The organism is Kitasatospora sp. SolWspMP-SS2h (genome assembly GCF_003259315.1).
GTDB classification, from domain to species: Bacteria; Actinomycetota; Actinomycetes; order Streptomycetales; family Streptomycetaceae; genus Kitasatospora; species Kitasatospora fiedleri.
The window spans coordinates 76,803-96,646 of the sequence record NZ_QLLT01000020.1 but is presented as its reverse complement, the minus strand read 5'-3'; the positions used below and the strand labels follow the sequence as shown (position 1 = coordinate 96,646).

Annotated in this window: 17 protein-coding genes and 1 tRNA gene; 12 read left to right on the top strand and 6 right to left on the bottom strand. The window is 74.6% G+C overall.

Annotation, left to right across the window (positions count from 1 at the left end):
- Positions 1 to 174 precede the first annotated feature (174 nt).
- A complete protein-coding gene (locus K353_RS24270; RefSeq protein WP_111555672.1) occupies positions 175 to 2,919 on the top strand; it encodes a penicillin acylase family protein in 2,745 nt (914 codons plus the stop codon).
- 236 nt (positions 2,920 to 3,155) lie between these two features.
- Here the strand turns inward: K353_RS24270 and K353_RS24265 are convergent, their stop codons facing one another.
- The gene (locus K353_RS24265) at positions 3,156 to 3,743 is read right to left on the bottom strand and encodes a 5-formyltetrahydrofolate cyclo-ligase (protein ID WP_233533798.1); all 588 of its coding nucleotides are present in this window, start codon (positions 3,741 to 3,743) and stop codon (positions 3,156 to 3,158) included.
- Between the two features lie 64 nt (positions 3,744 to 3,807).
- Here K353_RS24265 and K353_RS24260 point away from each other — a divergent pair, with 64 nt between their 5' ends.
- The 8 genes from K353_RS24260 to K353_RS24225 all read left to right on the top strand — a co-directional run bounded on the left by K353_RS24260 (position 3,808) and on the right by K353_RS24225 (position 10,132).
- Positions 3,808 to 4,647, top strand: coding sequence for a GGDEF domain-containing protein (locus K353_RS24260; protein WP_111555670.1), 840 nt, complete (start codon positions 3,808 to 3,810; stop codon positions 4,645 to 4,647).
- A gap of 57 nt (positions 4,648 to 4,704) precedes the next feature.
- Positions 4,705 to 5,625 (top strand): UTP--glucose-1-phosphate uridylyltransferase GalU, encoded by a 921-nt coding sequence (gene galU, locus K353_RS24255; RefSeq protein WP_111555669.1) that lies wholly within the window; start codon positions 4,705 to 4,707, stop codon positions 5,623 to 5,625.
- Between the two features lie 101 nt (positions 5,626 to 5,726).
- A complete protein-coding gene (gene glp, locus K353_RS24250) occupies positions 5,727 to 7,040 on the top strand; it encodes a gephyrin-like molybdotransferase Glp (RefSeq protein ID WP_111555668.1) in 1,314 nt (437 codons plus the stop codon).
- A 115-nt stretch (positions 7,041 to 7,155) separates the two neighbouring features.
- Positions 7,156 to 7,593, top strand: a complete 438-nt coding sequence (gene moaC / locus K353_RS24245) for a cyclic pyranopterin monophosphate synthase MoaC (protein WP_233533806.1) — start codon at positions 7,156 to 7,158, stop codon at positions 7,591 to 7,593.
- Positions 7,590 to 8,090 carry a molybdenum cofactor biosynthesis protein B gene (locus K353_RS24240; protein WP_111555667.1) on the top strand — a complete coding sequence of 167 codons (501 nt, stop codon included), beginning with the start codon at positions 7,590 to 7,592 and terminating at the stop codon, positions 8,088 to 8,090. The genes moaC and K353_RS24240 overlap by 4 nt, the downstream gene beginning before the upstream one ends.
- A complete protein-coding gene (locus K353_RS24235) occupies positions 8,087 to 8,713 on the top strand; it encodes a GNAT family N-acetyltransferase (protein ID WP_111555666.1) in 627 nt (208 codons plus the stop codon). Before K353_RS24240 ends, K353_RS24235 begins: the two co-directional genes overlap by 4 nt.
- A gap of 150 nt (positions 8,714 to 8,863) precedes the next feature.
- Positions 8,864 to 9,919, top strand: coding sequence for a gephyrin-like molybdotransferase receptor GlpR (gene glpR, locus K353_RS24230; RefSeq protein ID WP_146616557.1), 1,056 nt, complete (start codon positions 8,864 to 8,866; stop codon positions 9,917 to 9,919).
- Positions 9,920 to 10,055: 136 nt separating this feature from the next.
- Positions 10,056 to 10,132, top strand: a tRNA-Ala gene (locus K353_RS24225).
- Positions 10,133 to 10,267: 135 nt separating this feature from the next.
- Here K353_RS24225 and K353_RS24220 read toward each other — a convergent pair.
- From K353_RS24220 to K353_RS24210, 3 genes are all read right to left on the bottom strand, one after another.
- On the bottom strand, positions 10,268 to 10,870 hold the full coding sequence (locus K353_RS24220; protein WP_146616556.1) for a hypothetical protein: 603 nt from the start codon (positions 10,868 to 10,870) through the stop codon (positions 10,268 to 10,270).
- A 58-nt stretch (positions 10,871 to 10,928) separates the two neighbouring features.
- Positions 10,929 to 11,465 carry a hypothetical protein gene (locus K353_RS24215; RefSeq protein WP_111555663.1) on the bottom strand — a complete coding sequence of 179 codons (537 nt, stop codon included), beginning with the start codon at positions 11,463 to 11,465 and terminating at the stop codon, positions 10,929 to 10,931.
- Positions 11,466 to 11,633: 168 nt separating this feature from the next.
- The gene (locus K353_RS24210; RefSeq protein ID WP_158585478.1) at positions 11,634 to 12,683 is read right to left on the bottom strand and encodes an acyltransferase family protein; all 1,050 of its coding nucleotides are present in this window, start codon (positions 12,681 to 12,683) and stop codon (positions 11,634 to 11,636) included.
- Positions 12,684 to 12,952: 269 nt separating this feature from the next.
- On the opposite strand from K353_RS24210, the gene K353_RS24205 reads away from it, so the two are divergent.
- Positions 12,953 to 15,145: a terpene synthase family protein gene (locus K353_RS24205; protein ID WP_111555661.1), complete on the top strand. Its 2,193-nt coding sequence runs from the start codon at positions 12,953 to 12,955 to the stop codon at positions 15,143 to 15,145.
- Positions 15,146 to 15,226: 81 nt separating this feature from the next.
- On the opposite strand, the gene K353_RS24200 is transcribed toward K353_RS24205, so the two are convergent.
- Entirely contained in the window at positions 15,227 to 16,189 is a 963-nt protein-coding gene (locus tag K353_RS24200) for a peptidase (RefSeq protein WP_233533797.1), read from the bottom strand.
- A 2-nt stretch (positions 16,190 to 16,191) separates the two neighbouring features.
- Positions 16,192 to 17,529 carry a VWA domain-containing protein gene (locus K353_RS24195; protein WP_199528228.1) on the bottom strand — a complete coding sequence of 446 codons (1,338 nt, stop codon included), beginning with the start codon at positions 17,527 to 17,529 and terminating at the stop codon, positions 16,192 to 16,194.
- A gap of 301 nt (positions 17,530 to 17,830) precedes the next feature.
- On the opposite strand from K353_RS24195, the gene K353_RS24185 reads away from it, so the two are divergent.
- Positions 17,831 to 18,334, top strand: coding sequence for a DUF1269 domain-containing protein (locus K353_RS24185; RefSeq protein ID WP_111555659.1), 504 nt, complete (start codon positions 17,831 to 17,833; stop codon positions 18,332 to 18,334).
- Positions 18,335 to 18,427: 93 nt separating this feature from the next.
- Positions 18,428 to 19,777 carry an FtsW/RodA/SpoVE family cell cycle protein gene (locus tag K353_RS24180; protein ID WP_111555658.1) on the top strand — a complete coding sequence of 450 codons (1,350 nt, stop codon included), beginning with the start codon at positions 18,428 to 18,430 and terminating at the stop codon, positions 19,775 to 19,777.
- The last annotated feature ends 67 nt before the right edge of the window (positions 19,778 to 19,844 follow it).

Genomic DNA, 19,844 nt, shown 5'->3' with positions numbered 1-19,844 from the left:
ACTCATCCTAACATTTTACTTGATCTTTACGCCAGCGCCTCCGCCCGGCCGCACCCGGTAAGGTCCCTGCGGTGCCGTCGAACCGCCGGGGCGTCCCCCGTGCACGGCCGCCGGTGCGCTCGCCCTAATGTGGTGACCTGTCACGGCCGCACGCTCCCTCATACAAGGACTCGGATGCCCCGCTCGAAGAAGTTCCGGCGCGCACGTCTGATCATGATCCTGCTCGCCGTGCTGCTGGTGGCGGGTCTGGTAGGCGGCGGCTGGTGGGCGGTGGACACCGTCCGGTCCTCCTTCCCGCAGGTCAGCGGCACCGTCAAGGTGGCCGGCATGTCCGCGCCGGTGGACGTGGTCCGCGACGACAAGGGCGTCCCGCAGCTGTACGCCGACACCGACGCCGACCTGTTCCGCGCCCAGGGCTACGTGCAGGCCCAGGACCGGTTCTGGGAGATGGACGTGCGCCGGCACATCACCTCCGGCCGGCTCTCCGAGATGTTCGGCTCCTCCTCGGTCGAGCAGGACACCTTCCTGCGCACCATGGGCTGGCGCGAGGTCGCCGAGAAGGAGTGGAACGAGGTCCTCTCCGAGGAGACCAAGCGCAACCTGACCGCCTACACCGAGGGCGTCAACGCCTGGCTCGCCGAGCACCCCGGCGGAGCCGGCGCCTCGTTGGAGTACGCGCTGCTCGGCACGGTCAACTCCGGCTACCGGCCCGAGAAGTGGGACCCGATCGACTCGGTGGCCTGGCTCAAGGCGATGGCCTGGAGCCTGTCCGGCAACATGCAGGAGGAGATCGACCGCTCGCTGCTCGCCCAGGACTTCACCGCCGAGCAGATCGACCAGCTCTACCCCGGGTACCCGTACGACCGCAACGGCACCATCGTGAAGACCGGCAAGGTCTCCGCCGACGGCACCTACACCCCCGGCGCCGGCGACACCGTGCCCCCGCTGACCGGCGGCTCCGCCCCGGCCGAGAGCTCCCAGGCCCGGGCCGCCACCCAGGCGCTGCTGAGCGGCCTGTCCCAGCAGGTCGGCGCGCTGCCGCAGCTGCTCGGCCCGCAGGGCCAGGGCATCGGCTCCAACTCCTGGGTGGTGGCCGGCAGCCACACCACCACCGGCCTGCCGATGCTCGCCAACGACCCGCACCTCGGCCCCGGCATGCCGTCCATCTGGTACCAGATGGGCCTGCACTGCCGCACCGTCTCCGCCACCTGCGGCTACGACATGGCCGGCTACACCTTCGCCGGCATGCCCGGCGTGGTCATCGGCCACAACAAGGACATCGCCTGGGGCTTCACCAACCTCGGCGCCGACGTCACCGACCTGTACCTGGAGAAGGTCACCGGCCCCGACACCTACCTCTACGACGGCAAGGACGTGAAGTTCACCGTCCGCAAGGAGACCATCAAGGTGGCCGGCGGCGACGACCGCACCATCACCGTCCGCACCACCCAGGACGGCATGCCGCTGATCTCCGACCAGTCCTCCGAGGAGCAGAAGGTCGGCCGGTACGCCCCGGCCGGCAACGCCGCCCCCGACCGGGCGGCCGGCTACGCCGTCGCGCTGCGCTGGACCGCGCTCGTCCCCGGCCGCACCATGGACGCCGTCTTCGAGATCGACCGGGCCACCGACTTCACGTCCTTCCGGTCCGCCGCCAAGGACTTCGCCGTCCCCGCGCAGAACCTGGTCTACGCCGACACCAAGGGCAACATCGGCTACCAGGCCCCCGGCCTGATCCCGGTCCGCGGCAAGAAGAACGACGGCCGCTACCCCTCGCCCGGCTGGGACCCCGCGTACGCCTGGAACACCGCCTTCCTCCCGTTCAAGTCGCTGCCCTACGCGTACAACCCGCCCGAGGGCTACATCGTCACGGCCAACCAGGCCGTCGTCGACCAGAGCTACAAGCCGACGCTCACCACCGACTGGGAGTACGGCACCCGCGCCAAGGAGATCACCGACCAGATCCAGGCCAAGCTCAAGAACGGCGGCAAGGTCTCGCTGGACGACATGCAGTCCATGCAGCTCGACAACACCAGCGTGATGGCCAAGGAACTCGTCCCGCTGCTGCTCAAGGTCAAGATCGACGACCCGTACGTGCGCGAGGCCCAGGACCTGCTCAAGGACTGGAACTACCACCAGGACGCCGACTCCGCCGCCGCCGCCTACTACAACGGCGTCTGGCGGGCCCTGCTCACCCTCGCCTTCGGCCAGAAGTTCCCCGCCGACCTCCGGGTCGAGGGAGACTGCCTGCTGGTGCGCCAGAAGCGCGACAACACCCTGCCCGACGACGCCCTCGGCGGCGCCGCGCAGGCCGTCACCGAGTGCGGCACCCGCGAACCCGCGCAGGCCCAGCCGGACGGCGGCGACCGCTGGATGGAGGTCGTCCGCCAGCAGCTCGCCACCCCCGACTCGCCCTGGTGGGACTACATCGACTCCGACCACCAGCAGCAGCACGGGCTCGGCAACCTGCTCGCCGAAGCGCTCAAGGACGCCCGCCAGGACCTCACCTCGCGCCTCAGCAAGGACATCTCCACCTGGAGCTGGGGCCGCCTGCACCAGCTCACCCTCCAGGAGCCCACCCTCGGCAGCGACGACTCCTCGATCGCCTCCGGCGTGGTCCACAAGCTGCTCGACCGGGGCCCCTACGAGCTCTCCGGCGGCAGCGCCGCCGTCGACGCCACCGGCTGGAACGCCGCCGCCGGCTACGACGTCGACTGGATCCCCTCGATGCGGATGGTCGTCGACCTCAGCGACTTCGACGCCTCCCGCTGGATCAACGTCGGCGGCGCCTCCGGCCACGCCTTCCACCCCCACTACAACGACCAGACCGACCTGTGGGCCTCCGGCCGACTCCTGCCCTGGGCCTACACCAAGGACGCGGTCGCCAAGGCGGGCAAGGACACCCTCACCCTGACCGACTAGGCCCGGTCCGGCCGGTCTTGTCGGATCGGCGCGCGGCGTCGGGCGCCCGGCTGGGAGTGCCGGCGGAACGCCCTCGTCCTGGGTGTACTCGGGTGTTTCGCCGGTGCTTCCAGCCGGGATGATCCGGCGTCGCGCGCCCGGCAAGACCGGCCGGACCGGGCCTGGTACGGACACCCGGCGGCGCGCGTCCCCGGAGGCGGGGGAGCGGACCGCCGGGGGCCCGCCCCCCGCTCCGGTCAGAAGCGCGTCACGCCCTCCGGCGTCACCACCGCGTGCACCGGCAGGTCGTGGGGTTCGGCCGGGAGGGCCGGGAGCAGCTCGCCCGGGTAGAGCAGGGTGGCCAGCAGCGGGCGGGCCCCGGCCCGGGTCAGGCGGGCCAGGACCCGGTCGTAGGAGCCGCCGCCCCGGCCGAGCCGGGTGCCGCGCGGGTCGACGGCCAGGCTGGGCAGCAGGACCACGTCGGCGCCCAGGACGGCGTCCGGGCCGAGCCGGGGCGCGGCGGGTTCGAGCAGGCCGCGGCCGGCGGGGGAGAGGCGGTCCTCGCCCTCGTACGGCGCCCAGTCCAGGTCGTTGTCCGGCAGCAGCACCGGCAGCAGGACCCGCACGTCCGCCGCGGCGAGCGCGGCCAGCAGCGGGCGGGTGCCGGGCTCCGCGCCGACCGAGACGTACGCGGCGACGGTGCCGCCCGGCGGCACCAGCGCGGCGGCGTGCCGGGCCAGCGCCCCGGCCGCGGCGGCGCGCTCGGCCGCGTCGAGCGCCCGTCGTTCGGCGAGCAGGCGTGACCTCAGCGCCGCCTTGTCGTTGGACAACCGATCCGCAGTCACCGTTCGATTCCCTCCACTCCGTTCCGTGCACTGACACGAGCCTGACACGCCCCGAGGCCGCCGCATGTCCACCCCGCTCCTGCTCCAGGCCCTGGCCGCGCTCGGTGCGGCCGCCCCGGCCGCCGCCGGCGTCCTCGCGCTGCGCCGGCGGCGGGACGGGGCCGAGCGCGGCGGCCGGGAGGCGGAACTCCTGGCGAAGCTCGCGGAACTGACGGCGGAACGCGACGAACTGGTCCGCACCGCCTCCTGCGACCCGCTGACCGGGGTGTGGAACTACCGGCACCTCCAGCTCACCCTCGACCGCGAGATCGAACGGGCCCGCCGGGCCGAGGCCACCGCGATCGACCCCCGGCCGCTGGCGGTGCTGATGATCGAGGTCGCCGGGTTCGACGCGGTGGTCGCCGAGCACGGCCGGGCCCGCGCCAACGCGATGCTCCGGGACCTCGCCCAGCGCCTGGCGATGGAGATCCGCGGCTGCGACACCCTGGGCCGCTACGGCGGCGAGGAGTTCCTGGCGCTGCTGCCCGACACCGGCCCGGAGGGCGCCGCCCAGGTCGCCGAGCGGCTGTGCTGGTCGGTGCGCCGCCACCGGCTGACCGACCGTCACCCCGGCGAGAGCGCCGACCCGGGCGAGCGCAGCGGCCTGACCGCCTCCGTCGGCCTGGCCGTGCTGCCCCGGGACGGCGCGCACTCCGCCGTCCTGCTGCGGGCCGCCGACCGCGCGCTGGCCGCCGCGCGCGCCGCGGGCGGCGACCGCTGGCGCTCCACCGAGCAGCTCCCGCCCGAGCCGGCCGGTCCGGACGCTTCACCGGCGCCCGGTAAGGTGTCTTCCGGCCCCGGCGGGGGACCCCCCACCCCGCATGCGACCACCGTCGGCCCGGGCCCGACCGGTGACAGGCCCTAACCAACGTCTCACGCCGCTCCCAGCGGGGTGGGATGCCCGCCTCAGTAAGGTCGACGCATGACGAACAAGCACGCCCGCCAGCCGGTCACCAAGGCAGTCGTCCCGGCCGCCGGCCTCGGTACCAGGTTCCTCCCCGCCACCAAGGCCACGCCCAAGGAGATGCTCCCGGTCGTCGACAAGCCGGCCATCCAGTACGTCGTCGAGGAGGCCTCCGCCGCGGGCCTGTCCGACATACTGATGGTCACCGGTCGCAACAAGCGTGCTCTGGAAGACCACTTCGACCGCGCCTACGAGCTGGAGGAGCTGCTCAGCCGCAAGGGCGACCAGGAGCGGCTGCGCCGGGTGCAGGAGTCCGTGCAGCTCGCCAGCATGCACTACGTCCGCCAGGGCGACCCCAAGGGCCTCGGCCACGCCGTCTCGGTCGCCGAACAGCACGTCGCGGGCCAGCCGTTCGCCGTCCTGCTGGGCGACGACCTGATCGACCCGCGCGACCCGCTGCTCTCCCGGATGATCGAGGTGCAGCAGGAACTCGGCGGCTCCGTCGTCGCGTTGATGGAGGTCGACCCCGCGCAGATCCACCTGTACGGCTGCGCCGCCGTCAAGGCCAACGGCTTCGGCGAGGACGTCTTCCAGGTCACCGACCTGGTCGAGAAGCCCGACACCGCCGACGCCCCCTCCCACTACGCCGTGATCGGCCGCTACGTCCTCGACCCGACCGTCTTCGACGTGCTGCGCGAGACCCCGCCCGGCCGCGGCGGTGAGATCCAGCTGACCGACGCGCTGCGCGAGCTGGCCACCCGCGACGAGTCCGCCGGCGGGCCGGTGCACGGCGTGCTGTTCAAGGGCCGCCGCTACGACACCGGCGACCGCGCCGACTACCTGCGGGCGATCGTCCGGCTGGCCGCCGAGCGCGAGGACCTCGGCCCCGAGTTCCGCGGCTGGCTGCGGCAGTTCGTGGCCACCGAGATGCAGGACTGACCCGGGCGCGGCCGACCCGCGCGGGGCCGGCCCACCGCGGAGGCTGGACCGGCCCACCACGAAGACCGGCGTAGAAGGCGGTAGAAGGCGAGCGTGAGGCGATGACCGGGAAGCACGACCCCTGCTGCGCGGAGGCCGGCTCCCCGGCCGCGCCGCGGCTGTGGACCGTCGACGAGCACCTCGCCGACGTCCTGGCCGCGGTCGCCCCGCTGCCGCCCATCGAACTGCAACTGCTGGACGCCCAGGGCTGCCGGCTCGCCGAGGACGTGCGGGCCGACGACGACCTGCCGCCCTTCGACAACAGCTCGATGGACGGCTACGCGCTGCGCACCGCCGACACCGTGCGCGCCACCGGGCCGTACCCGTCGGTGCTCGCCGTGGTCGGCGACATCGCGGCCGGTGCCGCCGACCTGCCCAGGGTCGGCCCCGGCCAGGCCGCCCGGATCATGACCGGCGCCCCCGTCCCGCCCGGCGCCGAGGCCGTCGCCCCGGTCGAGTGGACCGACGGCGGCACCGGCACCGGGGAGGCCGCCGACGCGATGGGCGCGCCCGTCGCGGACGAGGAGGTCCGGGTGCTGCGCCCGGTCGCCGAGGGCGCGCACATCCGCCGCCGGGGCAGCGACGTCACCGCGGGCGACACCGTGCTGGAGGCCGGCACCGTGCTCGGCCCCACCCAGCTCGGCCTGCTCGCCGCGATCGGCCGCGGCACCGTCCGGGTCGCGCCCCGCCCCCGGGTGGTCGTGCTCTCCACCGGCAGCGAACTCGTCCAGCCCGGCGAGAGCGCCGGCCCGGGCCGGATCCACGACTCCAACTCCTTCACCCTGACCGCCGCCGCGATCGCCGCCGGCGCCGTCGCCTTCCGGGTCGGCGGCGTCCCCGACGAGGCGGACACGCTGCGCGCCGTGCTGGAGGACCAGCTAGGCCGGGCCGACCTGATCGTCACCAGCGGCGGCGTCTCGGTCGGCGCGTACGACGTGGTCAAGGAGGTGTTCGCGGACTACGGCGGCGTCGACTTCCGCAGGCTGCGGATGCAGCCCGGCAAGCCGCAGGGCTTCGGCCGGATCGGCGGGGGAGCCGGGGTGCCGCTGCTCGCGCTGCCCGGCAACCCGGTCAGCGCCTACATCTCCTTCGAGCTGTTCGTCCGCCCGGTCATCCGCACCATGCTCGGCGCCCCCGACGTGCACCGCCCCGTGGTGCGCGCCGCGACCACCGCCGCGCTGCGCTCCCCGGCCGGGCGGCGGCAGTTCCTGCGCGGCCGGTACGACCCGGCGGCGGGCACCGTCGGCCCGGTCGGCGGCGAGGGATCGCACCTGGTCGGGGCGCTGGCGAAGGCCGACTGCCTGATCACCGTCCCCGAGGACGTCACCGCGCTGCCCGCCGGGAGCGCCGTCGACGTGGTCCTTCTCACGGACTGACCGGGACGGGGCTGTACGGTAGCGCGAGATTCGCACCGTGCCACTGGAGCCACTCGTGACCGACACACCCCCCGGCGACCGCCTCACGCACGTCGACCACACCGGCGCCGCCCGGATGGTCGACGTCTCCGCGAAGGCCGCCACCACCCGGGTCGCGGTGGCGGCCGGCCGCGTCCGGGTCTCCCCCCGGGTGGTGGAGCTGCTGCGCGGCGAGGGCGTCCCCAAGGGCGACGCCCTCGCGGTGGCCCGGATCGCCGGGATCATGGGCGCCAAGCGGACGCCCGAGCTGATCCCGCTCTGCCACCCGATCGCGCTCACCGGCACCACCGTCGACCTCGCCGTCACCGACACCGCCGTCGAGATCACCGCCACCGTCCGCACCGCCGACCGCACCGGCGTCGAGATGGAGGCGCTCACCGCCGTCGCCACCGCCGCGCTCACCGTCATCGACATGGTCAAGGCCGTCGACAAGGCCGCCGCCATCGAGGACGTCCGGGTGCTCAGCAAGACCGGCGGCAAGAGCGGCGACTGGCACCGGGAGGACGCCAAGTGAGGGCGCTCGCCGTCACCGTCTCCAACCGGGCCTCGGCCGGCGTGTACGAGGACCGGGGCGGCCCGCTGCTGGTCGCCGGACTGCGCGCGATGGGCTTCGCCGCCGACGGGCCGGTCGTCGTCCCGGACGGGGAGCCGGTCGAGGCCGCCCTGCGCGAGGCCGTCGCCGCCGGGTACGACGTGGTGCTCACCACCGGCGGCACCGGCATCTCCCCGCAGGACCTCACGCCCGAGATGACCGCCCGGGTGCTCGACCGGCCGATCCCCGGCATCCCCGAGGCGATCCGCGCGCAGGGCCGGGACAAGGTGCCCACCGCGGCGCTCTCCCGCGGCCTGGCGGGCCTGGCCGGACGCACCCTGATCGTCAACCTGCCCGGCTCCACCGGCGGCGTCCGCGACGGCCTGGCCGTGCTCGCCCCGCTGCTGCCGCACGCCGTCGACCAGCTGGCCGGCGGCGACCACCCGCGACCCACCGATCCCTCCGGGAGCGCCCACTGAACGCCGGCTGGCCCGTCGAACTGGCCGAGGGGGACGTCCTGCTGCGGCCCATCCGCCGCCGCGACCAGGCCGAGTGGCAGGAGGTCAGCCGGCGCAACCGGGACTGGCTGCGCCGCTGGGAGGCCACCGTCCCGCCCGCCCCGCCCGGCCGGGCCCCGCTGCCCCGGCCCACCTACCGGCAGATGGTCCGCTACCTGCGGTCCGAGGCCGCGGCGGGCCGGATGCTGCCCTTCGTGCTGCTCCACCAGGGCCGTCTGGTCGGCCAGTTGACGGTCGGCGGGATCACCTGGGGCTCGATGTGCTCGGCCAACGTCGGCTACTGGGTGGACGAGGCGGTCGCCGGACGCGGCATCGTGCCCACCGCCGTCGCGCTCGCCGTCGACCACTGCTTCCGCGACCTGGGCCTGCACCGGGTCGAGGTCTGCATCCGCCCGGAGAACCGGCCCAGCCGCCGGGTGGTGGAGAAGCTCGGCTTCCGCGAGGAGGGGGTGCGCCCGCGCTACCTGCACATCGACGGCGACTGGCGCGACCACCTGGTGTACGCGCTCACCGCCGAGGAGGCCGCCGACGGGCTGCTGCGGCGCTGGCACGCCCTCAGGAACCGGCCGCCGCAGGATAATTGAATACTTGTTCGAAATTGATATCGATATGGCATCGGGGCCGGGGCGAGCCGCCACAAATACCGGCAAAATAGTCTGAGAATCAGCTTGATCACACGACACGCCGCGCCAAATTGCTGCAGTGCCTTCGCCCGCGCCCGTACCGTGTGAAACGTGAGCAGTAGCGGCCTTATCTACGCGGTCATCGTAGGGGCCTGGGCTGCCTATCTGGTGCCGATGTGGCTCCGCAGGCAGGACGAGCTCAACGAGTCGCGTCCGACGGAACGCTTCAGTACCGCGATCCGCCTGCTGGCCGGTCGATCGGCCATGGAGCGGCGCGCGGCCCGGGTCCTCGGCGACCAGACCGCCGACCAGCAGCACCCCGCCGGGCAGGACCCGGACGGGGCCCTCGCCGATCCCGCCCCCGATCCCGATCCCGCCTCCGGGCGCGAGTCCGGCCCCGCGCCCGATCCCGCCGACGTGCCCACCCGGGTCGCCGGGCCCGCGGCCGGACCGGCCGCCGAACCGGCGGCCGACCCCCTCGCGGCGGCGAAGTCCGCCGAGGGCCGCGCCGAGCGGGAGCGCGAGCACGGCGACCGGCGCTCCGCCGAGCGGCGGGCCCGGCTGCTCGCCCGCCGGCGGCGGATGGTCACCATGCTGTTCCTGGCCTTCGCGCTGGGCGCCGTGGTCGCCGGGGTGGCCGGCTTCGCCTTCCTCTGGGTGCCCGCCGTCCCCGGCGTGCTGCTCACCCTCTACATCGGCCACCTGCGCCGACTGGAGCGGCAGCGCTACGAGGTCAAGTTCGACCGCGGCCGGGCCGCGCAGGCCGCCGAGCGGCTGCGCGAGCGCGAACGCGAGCGGACCGCCCGCCCGGCCGCCCCCGCCGCGGACCGCTCCGCGCCCGCCGCCGAACCGGCCGCCGCCGCGGACCCGGGCACCACCCGGGCCACCGTCCTGGCCGAGGCCACCGAGCACGAGGAGTGGGCCGACGGCGTCCGCTCCCGGGCCGCCGCCGGACCGGACTCCTGGGAGCCCGTCCCCGTCCCCCTCCCCACCTACGTCACCGCCCCCGTGGCCCCCCGCACCACCCGCGGCCTCGACCTCTCCGCCCCCGGCACCTGGGACTCCGGCCGCCCGGCCACCCCGCTCTACGACCAGTACGGCGGCGACCCCGCCCAGCCCCCCGCCGCCGCGGACTGGGCCACCCGCCCCCGCGCCGCCAACGAGTAGCAGCCCCGCCCGCCCCCGCCCCGGCCGCAACGCTCCCCCCGCGCCGGGGCGTTCGCGTCCCCCGCCACCCCGCCGCCGGACCGCGTCGACCATGGTCACGAGGACCTCCGCGGAGGTGATAGAGTTCTTTCTTGTTGGGGCTGTGGCGCAGTCCGGTAGCGCACCTCGTTCGCATCGAGGGGGTCAGGGGTTCGAATCCCCTCAGCTCCACCAACAGAAATCCCGCCCGGGAAACCGGGCGGGATTTCTGCTTTCCGCGGGCTTGTTCGCGCGGACGTCACCACGGCTGTCCGAGCCCCGGTCCGCAGTCCCGCTGTTCGCCGTCGGCGGCCGCCACCGGGGCGGGGGCTACCGGCGTCGCGGCGGGGTCTCGCCGAGCAGTTCGCCGTCCGGGCCGCGGACCTCGATCCGCAGGCCGAACTCCGCGTGCAGCGCGGCCGCCTGCTCCGGGGTGGCCAGCAGGTAGTGGTCGTCGTCGTGGCGGCGCACGCCCGGGAGGAGGTGGAAGACCCGGGGGTCGCCGCCGCCCGGGGCGAGGTCGTCGATGCCCTCCGCGATGGCGGCCAGGTCGAGGTAGTCGTCCGACTCCTGGTCGATCGGCCAGCACTTCGGCACGCCGTTGACCTTGAAGCGCAGGTCCCGGAGGGAGTCCTCGTCGCCGACCAGCTCCACGTCGGTGACGGTCACCGCGCCGCCGGACAGCCGCCCGGCCGTCCGGAAGATCGCGCGGTAGGCGTCCTCCGCGAAGTCCACGTCGTCGCTGTGGGCCTGGACCACCGCCTCGCAGAGGGCCGCCACCGCGATCAGGTCCCGTTCCCGCCGCTCCGGCGGGAGCTCCGGCCAGTCGGCGGCGTCCTCGATCGTCTCGTCCGCCAGCGCGCGGGTGGTCAGGCCGAACTCGTGCAACCGCTCGGCCATCCGCTGGTAGGCGTTCATCCCCGTGTCCTTCATGCCGGGAGTCTGACAGGCCGTCACGACAGACCGGACGGCGGCCGGGGCCGGCGGGGGGTCAGGGCTTCAGGACGGTCAGGCGGACGGTGGTGGCGTCGCCGTCGGGGGTCGTGACGGCGGTGCCGGCGGGGGACGGGCCGAAGGTGAGGACCTGGTGGGCGAGGCCGGGCGGGAAGTCCCAGTCGACGTGGTCGCGGCGGCGCAGGACGTCGGTGTCGTGCAGGGCGGTGTCCGGGTCGGTGGTGACGGCGGTGGCGCGCAGGGCGGCGAGGTAGGCGGTGGCGGTGGCGGGCGGGGCGGTGAAGCGCAGGAAGAGGACGTCCGGGCCGGCGGCCGAGTTGTCGTCGCTGTAGTAGCGGACCCCGGTGACGCCCCCGGGGAGGGTGACGTCGTAGTAGCGCAGCAGGGTGGGCAGGTTGCGCGGGCCGCCGAGGTTGGCGCAGTCGTACTGCCGGTAGGCGCGGGCGTCGTGCGGGTGCAGCGGCCAGCAGCCGCCCCAGGCCCGGCGGGCGCCGACCAGGCCGCCGCCCAGGACGAGCAGCGCGATCAGCACCCAGGTCAGCGGCCTGCGGTGCCAGGCGCGGACAGCGGACATCCCTACCCCCCCGGTGTTCCGCCCGCTCCCCGCGCGCCGTCGTTCGTCGTCGGGCCCGGCCGGGCGGCAGTTCCCGGGGATCATAGTCGGCTCGAACACCCGGCCGCCGTACGGCCGGCGGTCGGCCGCCACACAGCCGCCGCACAGCCGACGCCCGGCCGCCGCCGCTCAGTCCCGCAGCAGCAGCCGCAGCCGGGGCGTCAGCAGCGGGCGCAGCAGCCGGGTGACCGGCGGGGTGCACAGCAGGAGGGCCAGCGCGGCGGCGGCGAGGGTCAGGGCCGCCTGTCCGGCCGCCGAGGTGAGGAGGCCCCCGCGGTAGCCGCCCGCGCGGACCAGGGCCAGCTGGACGAAGGGGTGCACCAGGAACGCCGCCGTGCTGGCCGCGCCGAGCCCGCTGTACCAGCCGGCCCGGACCGGCACCAGGGCCAGGAACAGCACGCCCAGGACCGCCCCCGCGAGGTTGACCGCCAGCGACAGCGCCAGCCAGCGGGGCAGTCCCGCGTGCAGGCCCGCCGCGCCGGCGCTGCGGTAGAACCAGGCCGCGTCCAGCCGCGGCACCAGCCAGTACGCGAGCAGCGCCGCCGCCGCGAACACCGGGGGCGCGGCGGCCCGCAGCCGCCGGTTGCCGCGCAGCGCGAGCACCCGGTCGCGGTCCAGGGTCAGCCCGGCGACGAAGAACGGCAGCAGTTGCAGGGTCCGGCCGATCGACAGCTGCGGGGTCAGCGGCAGCGCCCCCGCCAGCAGCGAGACGGCGACGGCGGTGGTCAGCGGGGCCCGCAGCCGGTGCCAGAGCGGGGCGCTCAGCCGCCACAGGAACAGCGACAGCAGGAACCAGGTCACCCAGACCGGGGTGAGCAGGTCCAGCGCGAACCGCCCCCCGTCCAGCCATGCCGTGTACGCTCCCAGCAGGGTGGTCCACAGCAGGTACGGGGCCAGCACGCCGCTCAGCAGCCGGCCGAGCTGGTCCGGGCGGGCGGTGAAGGAGCGGGAGAACCAGCCGGACACGAACACGAACACCGGCATGTGGAACGCGTACACCAGCAGGTACGCGGCGTGCAGCACCCGGTGCCCCGGCACCCGCGCCAGCGGCTCCCAGAAGTGCCCGCAGACCACCAGCACCGTCGCCAGCAGCTTCACGTGGTCGAAGAACGGTTCGCGCCCGCGCGCAGCCGCGGGCCCGTCGGGACCGGGTCGGGCGAGCGGGGGATCGGCGAGCACGGGTTCCCACAGGTCGGAAGGGGGCGCGGACCGACAGGACTCTACGGGGTGCCGCGGGACGGGGACCACGCGGGCACCGCGCGGGGCGCCCGGGGCCGGGCGGCACCGGCCGTCACGGCGGCGCGCCCGGGTTTCATCCGTACGGGTGGATTGCGGAATCCGGGTGGCCCAGCGGGGTACCGGTGACCGCGGGCCCGCGGGCTCGTTAGGCAGCGTGCCGGTCTCCCTCGACGGCACCCCATCAGACGCACACCCAGGGGCGGGACCCAGTGGCTCAGCCGTTCGAACTGCCGGACTTCTACGTGCCGTACCCGGCCAGGATCAACCCGCACTACGAGCAGGCGCGGGTCCACACCAAGGAGTGGGCGCGCCGCTTCGGCATGCTGGAGGGCTCGGGCGTCTGGGAGGAGCACGACCTCGACTCGCACGACTACGCGCTGCTCTGCTCCTACACCCACCCCGACTGCGACGGCGGGGCGCTGGACCTCGTCACCGACTGGTACACCTGGGTGTTCTTCTTCGACGACCACTTCCTGGAGACCTTCAAGCGCACCCTGGACCGCGCGGGCGGCAAGGCGTACCTGGACCGGCTGCCCGCCTTCATGCCGATGGACCTCGCGGACGGCTACCCGGAGGCGGCCAACCCGGTCGAGGCCGGTCTGGCCGACCTGTGGCAGCGGACCGTCCCGCACATGTCGGCCGACTGGCGGGCCCGGTTCGCCGAGTCGACCAGGAACCTGCTGAACGAGTCGCTCTGGGAGCTGTCGAACATCAACGAGGGCCGGGTCTCCAACCCGGTCGAGTACATCGAGATGCGCCGCAAGGTCGGCGGCGCGCCCTGGTCGGCCGGGCTGATCGAGTACGCGGCGGGGGCCGAGGTGCCCGAGGCGGTGGCGCACTCCCGCCCGCTGCGCATCCTGCGGGACGCCTTCTCGGACGGCGTGCACCTGCGCAACGACCTGTTCTCGTACGAGCGCGAGATCGGCGAGGAGGGCGAGCTGTCCAACGGCGTCCTGGTGCTGGAGACCTTCCTCGGCTGCTCCACCCAGGAGGCCGCGGACGCGGTCAACGACCTGCTGACCTCCCGGCTCCAGCAGTTCGAGAACACCGCGCTCACCGAACTCGCCCCGCTCTTCGCCGAGCACGCGCTGGGCCCGGAGGAGGCCGCCCGCGTCCTGGCCTACGTCAAGGGCATGCAGGACTGGCAGTCCGGCGGCCACGAGTGGCACCTGCGCTCCAGCCGCTACATGAACGGCGGCGGCGCGGCCGCCCCGGTGCCCGGCCCCCGGGGCCTGGGCACCTCCGCGGCCAACATCCGCCTCGCGGCGGGCATCCGCGGCCTGCGCAGCTTCGTCCACGCCCCGCACCGGACGTCCGGGCCGTCCCCGCTGCCCGACTTCCCGATGCCGTACCCGCTCGGCCTCAACCCGCACCTGGACGCCTCCCGCGCGTACGTGGTCGACTGGGCCCGCGAGTTCGGCCTGCTCGACCCGGAGCCCGGCGTCCCGGCCTCCGACATCTGGGACGAACGCAAGCTCCGCGACTACGACTTCGCGCTGTGCGCCGCCGGCATCGACCCCGACGGCACCCCCGCCGAGCTCGACCTCTCCTCCGCCTGGCTGACCTGGGGCACCTACGCCGACGACTACTACCCCGCCGTCTTCGGCCGCCCGCGCGACCTGGCCGGCGCGAAGGCCGCCAACGAGCGGCTGCACGCGCTGATGACGCTCGACGGCAGCCTCCCGTTCCCCCCGCGCAACGCGCTGGAGGCCGGCCTGGCCGACCTCTGGCAGCGCACCAGCGCCCCGTTCTCGCAGCGCGCCCGGGCCAAGTTCCGCAAGGCCGTCGGGGACATGCTCGACAGCTGGCTCTGGGAACTCGCCAACGGCGCGCAGAACCGCGTCCCCGACCCGGTCGACTACATCGAGATGCGCCGCGCCACCTTCGGCTCCGACCTGACGATGAGCCTGTCCCGGCTCGGCCGCGGCGAGGTGATCCCCGAGGAGGTGTACGCCGGCGGCACCATGCGCGCGATCGAGAACTCCGCGGCGGACTACGCCTGCCTGGTCAACGACCTGCACTCGTACCGGAAGGAGGTCGAGTACGAGGGCGAGTTCCACAACCTGGTCCGGGTGGTGGAGAACTTCTTCTCCTGCGACCACCCCGTCGCGGTCGACATCGTGGCCGACCTGATGGCCTCCCGGCTGAGCCAGTTCGCGCACGTGGTCAAGGGCGAACTCCCGATCCTCAAGCAGGACTTCGCGATCGAGGGCGAGGCCGCGCAGGCCCTCGACGGGTACGTCCGCGAGCTGGAGGACTGGATGGCCGCCGTCCTGCACTGGCACCGCGAGTGCGACCGCTACACCGAGGACGCGCTGCGGCGGCACTTCGCCCCGAAGACGGCCGTCCCGGCGGACCTGGGGACGTCGGCGATGCGCATCCTGGAGACCATCGGCCGGTAGGGGCGCGGGCGGAGCGAGGGGCGCGGGGAACCAGCCGCTCGTGTGGTTCCCCGCGCCCCTACCGGTCCGACTCGGGCCGTCCTACTGCCAGTTGTCCTGCCGCGGCTGCCCCGGCGGCGCCTGGTGCGGCACCGGGGCCGGGGCCGGAGCCGGGTGGTGCGGGCGGTGCCGGTGCCCGCGCGGGTGCCGGGTGAGGGTGTAGCCGAGGACCCCGGCCAGGGCGGCCAGCACGCCGCCCGCGACGGTCCACCACCAGCGGGTGTTCCAGCCGGAGAAGAGGTCCGAGTACCAGTGGGACTCCTCCGCCGCGGGCGCGGGCGCGGCCGCGTACGTCGCGCTCGCGCTCGGCGCCGGGGTGGCCGCCGCCGCGGCGGCCGTCGCGCCGGCGTTCACCGGCGGCACCAGCGGGGCCTTGAGCGAGCCGCCCTCGGGCTGGGCGTCGTCCGCGCCGCCCCTGGTGGCGACGTGCACGTGGACGGTGGCGGCCAGGCCGAGGTCGGTCTGCGGGATGTCCGTGGTGGACAGCCGGACGTAGTACGTCCCGGGCAGCGGGTCCCCGGACCAGGGCTCGGCCCAGGACCGGATCTGCCGCAGCGCGCAGCTCAGCGCCAGGGTGGTGGCGCCCTGCTCGCCGGTGCCCTCCTGCGGCCCCGCGGTGCAGGACTGCCGGCGGCGCAGGCCGTCGAAGAGTTCGAGCGTCCAGGTCTGCGGGCCGTGCCGGTCCGCGGCGTCCGGCAGGGTGACGGTGACCTGGACGGTCGCGGTCTGGCCCTCGGCGGCCGGGAACGCCCAGTACAGGTAGTCGCCGGTGGAGACCGGGACGTCCGCGTCCTGGCCGGAGGCCAGCGTGGTCGCGGTCAGGAAGCTGGTGCCGACCGAGTGCAGCACCGGCTTCGCCCCACCGGAGGCGGAGGCGGAGGCGGAAGCGGAGGCCGACGGCGAGGCCGCGGCGGACGGGGACGCGGCCGAGGCCGTCGCCGGGGCCAGCAGGAGCAGGCCGGTGAACGCGGCGGCCGAGGCTGCGGCGGTGCGGAGCGTGCGCATCGTCAGTTCTCCCGCCAGACGGCGATCCGCCAGCGTGCCAGCCAGCCGAGGATCAGACCGGCGAGCAGGCCGGCCAGGGTCAGGACACCGAGCAGGATCCAGCCGCGGCCCAGGCCCATCGCGGGGCCGTCCGGGGCCGGGGAGGCGGCGGCGACGTCCACCGTCAGCTCCAGCGGCAGGCCCGGGTCGGCCTGCACGCCCGCCTGCGCGGCGAACGAGTTGCTGACCACCAGGCAGACCGTCCGGACGTCCGACCCGGCGCCGGCGCCCTTCGACGGGGAGGCCGAGGCCGAGGCCGGACCGTCCCCGGTGGCGGACCAGCGCACGCCGGTCGAGGCCACGTCGGTGCGGCCCGAACCGGCGTCGCTGCCGCGCACCAGCTCCTGGCCGCCGCTGTCGGTGGCCTGGAGCAGCACCCCGTAGTCCCGGACGACCGCCCGGTCCGGGGTCACGCTCACCGAGGCGCGCAGCTCCTCGCCCGCCTTCACCGGCACCCGGTACACCCGGTGCTCGGAGAACTTCTCCCGGTCGGTGTACACGCCGGGGGTCAGGACCGGGGCGTCCGCGCACTTCTCGGCGCCCGCCACCTGCGCCGGGGCGATGGTGTGGGTGTCCTGGGCGCGGTTGACCAGCTGCTTGACGCGCTCGGTCAGCTGCTCCTGGGTGCGGACGTCGGTGAAGGTGCCGCCGGTCGCGTTGGCGATGCAGATCAGCTGCTGCCGGGTCTTGTCGTCGTGCGCCAGGCCCAGGGTGTCCACCACCAGGTGGATGCCCTGGCTGGCCAGTTCGCGGGCCACGTCGCACGGGTCCGGCGGGGCGCAGGTGTCCTCGCCGTCGGTGATCAGCACGATCCGGCGGGTGGTCGGCCCGGTCCCCAGGTCCTGCGCGGCGGCGCGCAGCGCGATCCCGATCGGGGTCCAGCCGGTGGGGCGGACGGTGGCGACGGCGGTCTTGGCCTCCACCTTGTTCGTCTTCCCGACCGGGTAGAGCTGCCGGGTGTCCTTGCACCCCTCCTTCTGGTCATTGCCCGGGTAGGTCGCGCCCAGGGTGCGGATGCCGAACTCGGTCTCGTCCGGCAGCGCGTCGATGACCTCGTCGATCGACTGCTGGGCGACCGCCATCCGGCTCTTGCCCTGGATGTCGGCGGTGCGCATCGACCCCGAGCCGTCCAGGACCAGGTCGACCTTGGGCGGTTCGGTCGCGGCGGGCGGGGCCCCGGGCTCGTCGGCGTGCGCGGGGAAGCCGCCCAGCACGGTGCCGACGACTATCGTCAGGGCCCCGAACAGGGCGGCCGCGCGGGCCGTCCGTCGTGGTGTGGGAGTGGTGATCACCCGCCGCATCCTAGGGACCGTCAGTTCGAATCGCCCAACGCGGGTGGTGGGCGGCGCCCGTCCCGAACGGGCGGGCGGGGCGGGCGGGGAGAGCACCTGACGGCGCGTCCGGCCGGGGCCGGGGGACGCCGTCGGCGCGGCGGCGGCGACGGGCGCGGCGACGGGCGCGGCGACGGGTGCGGGGTCGGGCGCGCCGGGACCGGCGGCGGCCCGCCGGAAGCGGACACACCGCACCGGATCGGTCCAAATGCCGCCGCCCCTGGCTAAGGTGCGGGAGACGTGCCCAACGCCAGTCGGAAGGAAGCCCGCCGTGAGCAACCTGTTCGCGATCGCCTACCCGGATGTCCCCACCGCGCAGAAGGTCAGGGACGAACTGGTCGGGCTGCAGAAGCAGAAGCTGATCGACCTGGAGGACGTCGTGGTGGTCGAGCGCCGTGAGGACGGGAAGATCAAGCTGCACCAGGCGGTCTCCAACACCGGGCTCGGCGCGGCCTCCGGCGCGCTGTGGGGCGGCGTGATCGGGCTGCTGTTCTTCATGCCGTTCCTCGGCGCGGCGATCGGCGGCGCGACCGGCGCGGCGGTCGGCGCCTCCACCGACACCGGCGTGGACGACGACTTCATGCGGCGGGTCGGCGAGAAGCTGGACCCGGGCAAGGCCGCGGTCTTCGCGCTGGTCCGCTCGGCGACGCAGGACAAGGTCATCCCGGCGGTCGCGCAGTTCGGCGGCGAGCTGATCCAGACCTCGCTCAGCCACGAGGAGGAGGAGCACCTGCGGGAGATCGCCAAGGCGGCGTACCCCGCGTCGGCGCTCTGACCCCCGGACGGCCCCCCTCCGGCGGGGTGCCGGGCGCCCGCCGCCCGGTGCCCCGCCGTCCGTGCCCCTACGAGCTGGCGAGGACGGCTGGCGGTGGCGACTGACTCCGCGACCCGGGCGGCCCGGGCGCCCCGGGTGCCGCGGGCCGGGTCCGGGCGGTGGACCGAACTGGTGCTGGTGCTGGCCGCGGTGGGCCTCGCGGTGTTCGGCTACGTCGAGGTCGGCGTCAACCTCGACGGCCAGGCCCCGCCGGACGCCGCCCAGTACGGCGGCGCGCTCGGCGTGCTCGCCCTGCTCGCGCACGCCGCGGTGCGCTGGCGCGCCCGCTGGGCGGATCCGCTGCTGCTGCCGATCGCGGTGCTGCTGAACGGCCTCGGACTGGTCGTCATCTACCGGCTGGACCGCAACCCCGGCAGCGCCGCCGCCCCCACCCAACTGCTCTGGTCCACCCTCGGGGTGGGCCTGTTCACCGCGGTGCTGCTCCTGCTGCGCGACCACCGCCGGCTCCAGCGCTACGCGTACGTCGGCGCGTTCGTCGCCCTCGTCCTGCTGGTGCTGCCGGTGTTCTTCCCGCCGGTGTACGGCTCGCGGATCTGGATCACGCTGGGCCCGTTCTCCTTCCAGCCCGGCGAGTTCGCCAAGGTCCTGCTGGCGGTCTTCTTCGCCGCCTACCTGGCCGCGCACCGGGACGCGCTGGCGCTGACCGGCCGCAAGGTGCTCTGGTTCCGGCTGCCGCTGGGCCGGGTGCTCGGACCGGTGCTGCTGATCTGGGCCGCGTTCGTCGGCGTGCTGGTCCTGGAGACCGACCTCGGCACCTCGCTGCTGTTCTTCGGCCTGTTCGTGGTGATGCTGTACGTGGCCACCGCCCGCACCGGCTGGATCGTGATCGGCCTGCTGCTGTCCGCGCTGGCCGCGGTCGGCGTCGGCTGGCTCTCCCCGCACGTGCACGGCCGGGTCACCGAGTGGCTGCACCCGCTGGCCTCGATCGCGGCCGGGCGGGGCGCCAACCAGATCGCCCAGTCGCTGTTCGCGTTCGCCTGGGGCGGCCAGCTCGGCACCGGCCTGGGCCTGGGCCACTCCGCGCTGATCGGCTTCGCCACCAAGTCCGACTTCATCCTCGCCACCGTCGGCGAGGAGCTCGGCCTGACCGGCCTGTTCGCGGTGTTCCTGCTGTACGCCCTGCTGGTGGCCCGGGGCTTCCGGACCGGCATCGCGCTGCGCGACCCGTTCGGGCGGCTGCTCGCGATCGGCCTGGCCGCGCTGGTGGCGATCCAGGTGTTCGTGGTGGCCGGCGGGGTCCTCGACCTGATCCCGCTGACCGGCATGACACTGCCGTTCATCGCCCAGGGCGGCTCGTCCGTGGTCACCAACTGGATCATCGTGGCGCTGCTGGTGCGGATGAGCGACCTCGCCCGGCGGCCCGTCCCCGAGGAGGACGCGTGAGGCCGCCCCGCCCCGCGGGCACCAACGGCGGACCGCAGGGCCTGCCCGGCATCTCCACCACCGGCCG

Excerpts from the sequence above, each read along its gene's own strand:
- K353_RS24270 (WP_111555672.1), top strand. The coding sequence starts at position 175 with ATGCCCCGCTCGAAGAAGTTCCGGCGCGCACGTCTGATCATGATCCTG.
- K353_RS24260 (WP_111555670.1), top strand. The coding sequence starts at position 3,808 with ATGTCCACCCCGCTCCTGCTCCAGGCCCTGGCCGCGCTCGGTGCGGCC.
- galU (WP_111555669.1), top strand. The coding sequence starts at position 4,705 with ATGACGAACAAGCACGCCCGCCAGCCGGTCACCAAGGCAGTCGTCCCG.
- glp (WP_111555668.1), top strand. The coding sequence starts at position 5,727 with ATGACCGGGAAGCACGACCCCTGCTGCGCGGAGGCCGGCTCCCCGGCC.
- moaC (WP_233533806.1), top strand. The coding sequence starts at position 7,156 with ATGGTCGACGTCTCCGCGAAGGCCGCCACCACCCGGGTCGCGGTGGCG.
- K353_RS24220 (WP_146616556.1), bottom strand. The coding sequence starts at position 10,870 with ATGAAGGACACGGGGATGAACGCCTACCAGCGGATGGCCGAGCGGTTG.
- K353_RS24215 (WP_111555663.1), bottom strand. The coding sequence starts at position 11,465 with ATGTCCGCTGTCCGCGCCTGGCACCGCAGGCCGCTGACCTGGGTGCTG.
- K353_RS24200 (WP_233533797.1), bottom strand. The coding sequence starts at position 16,189 with ATGCGCACGCTCCGCACCGCCGCAGCCTCGGCCGCCGCGTTCACCGGC.
- K353_RS24195 (WP_199528228.1), bottom strand. The coding sequence starts at position 17,529 with ATGCGGCGGGTGATCACCACTCCCACACCACGACGGACGGCCCGCGCG.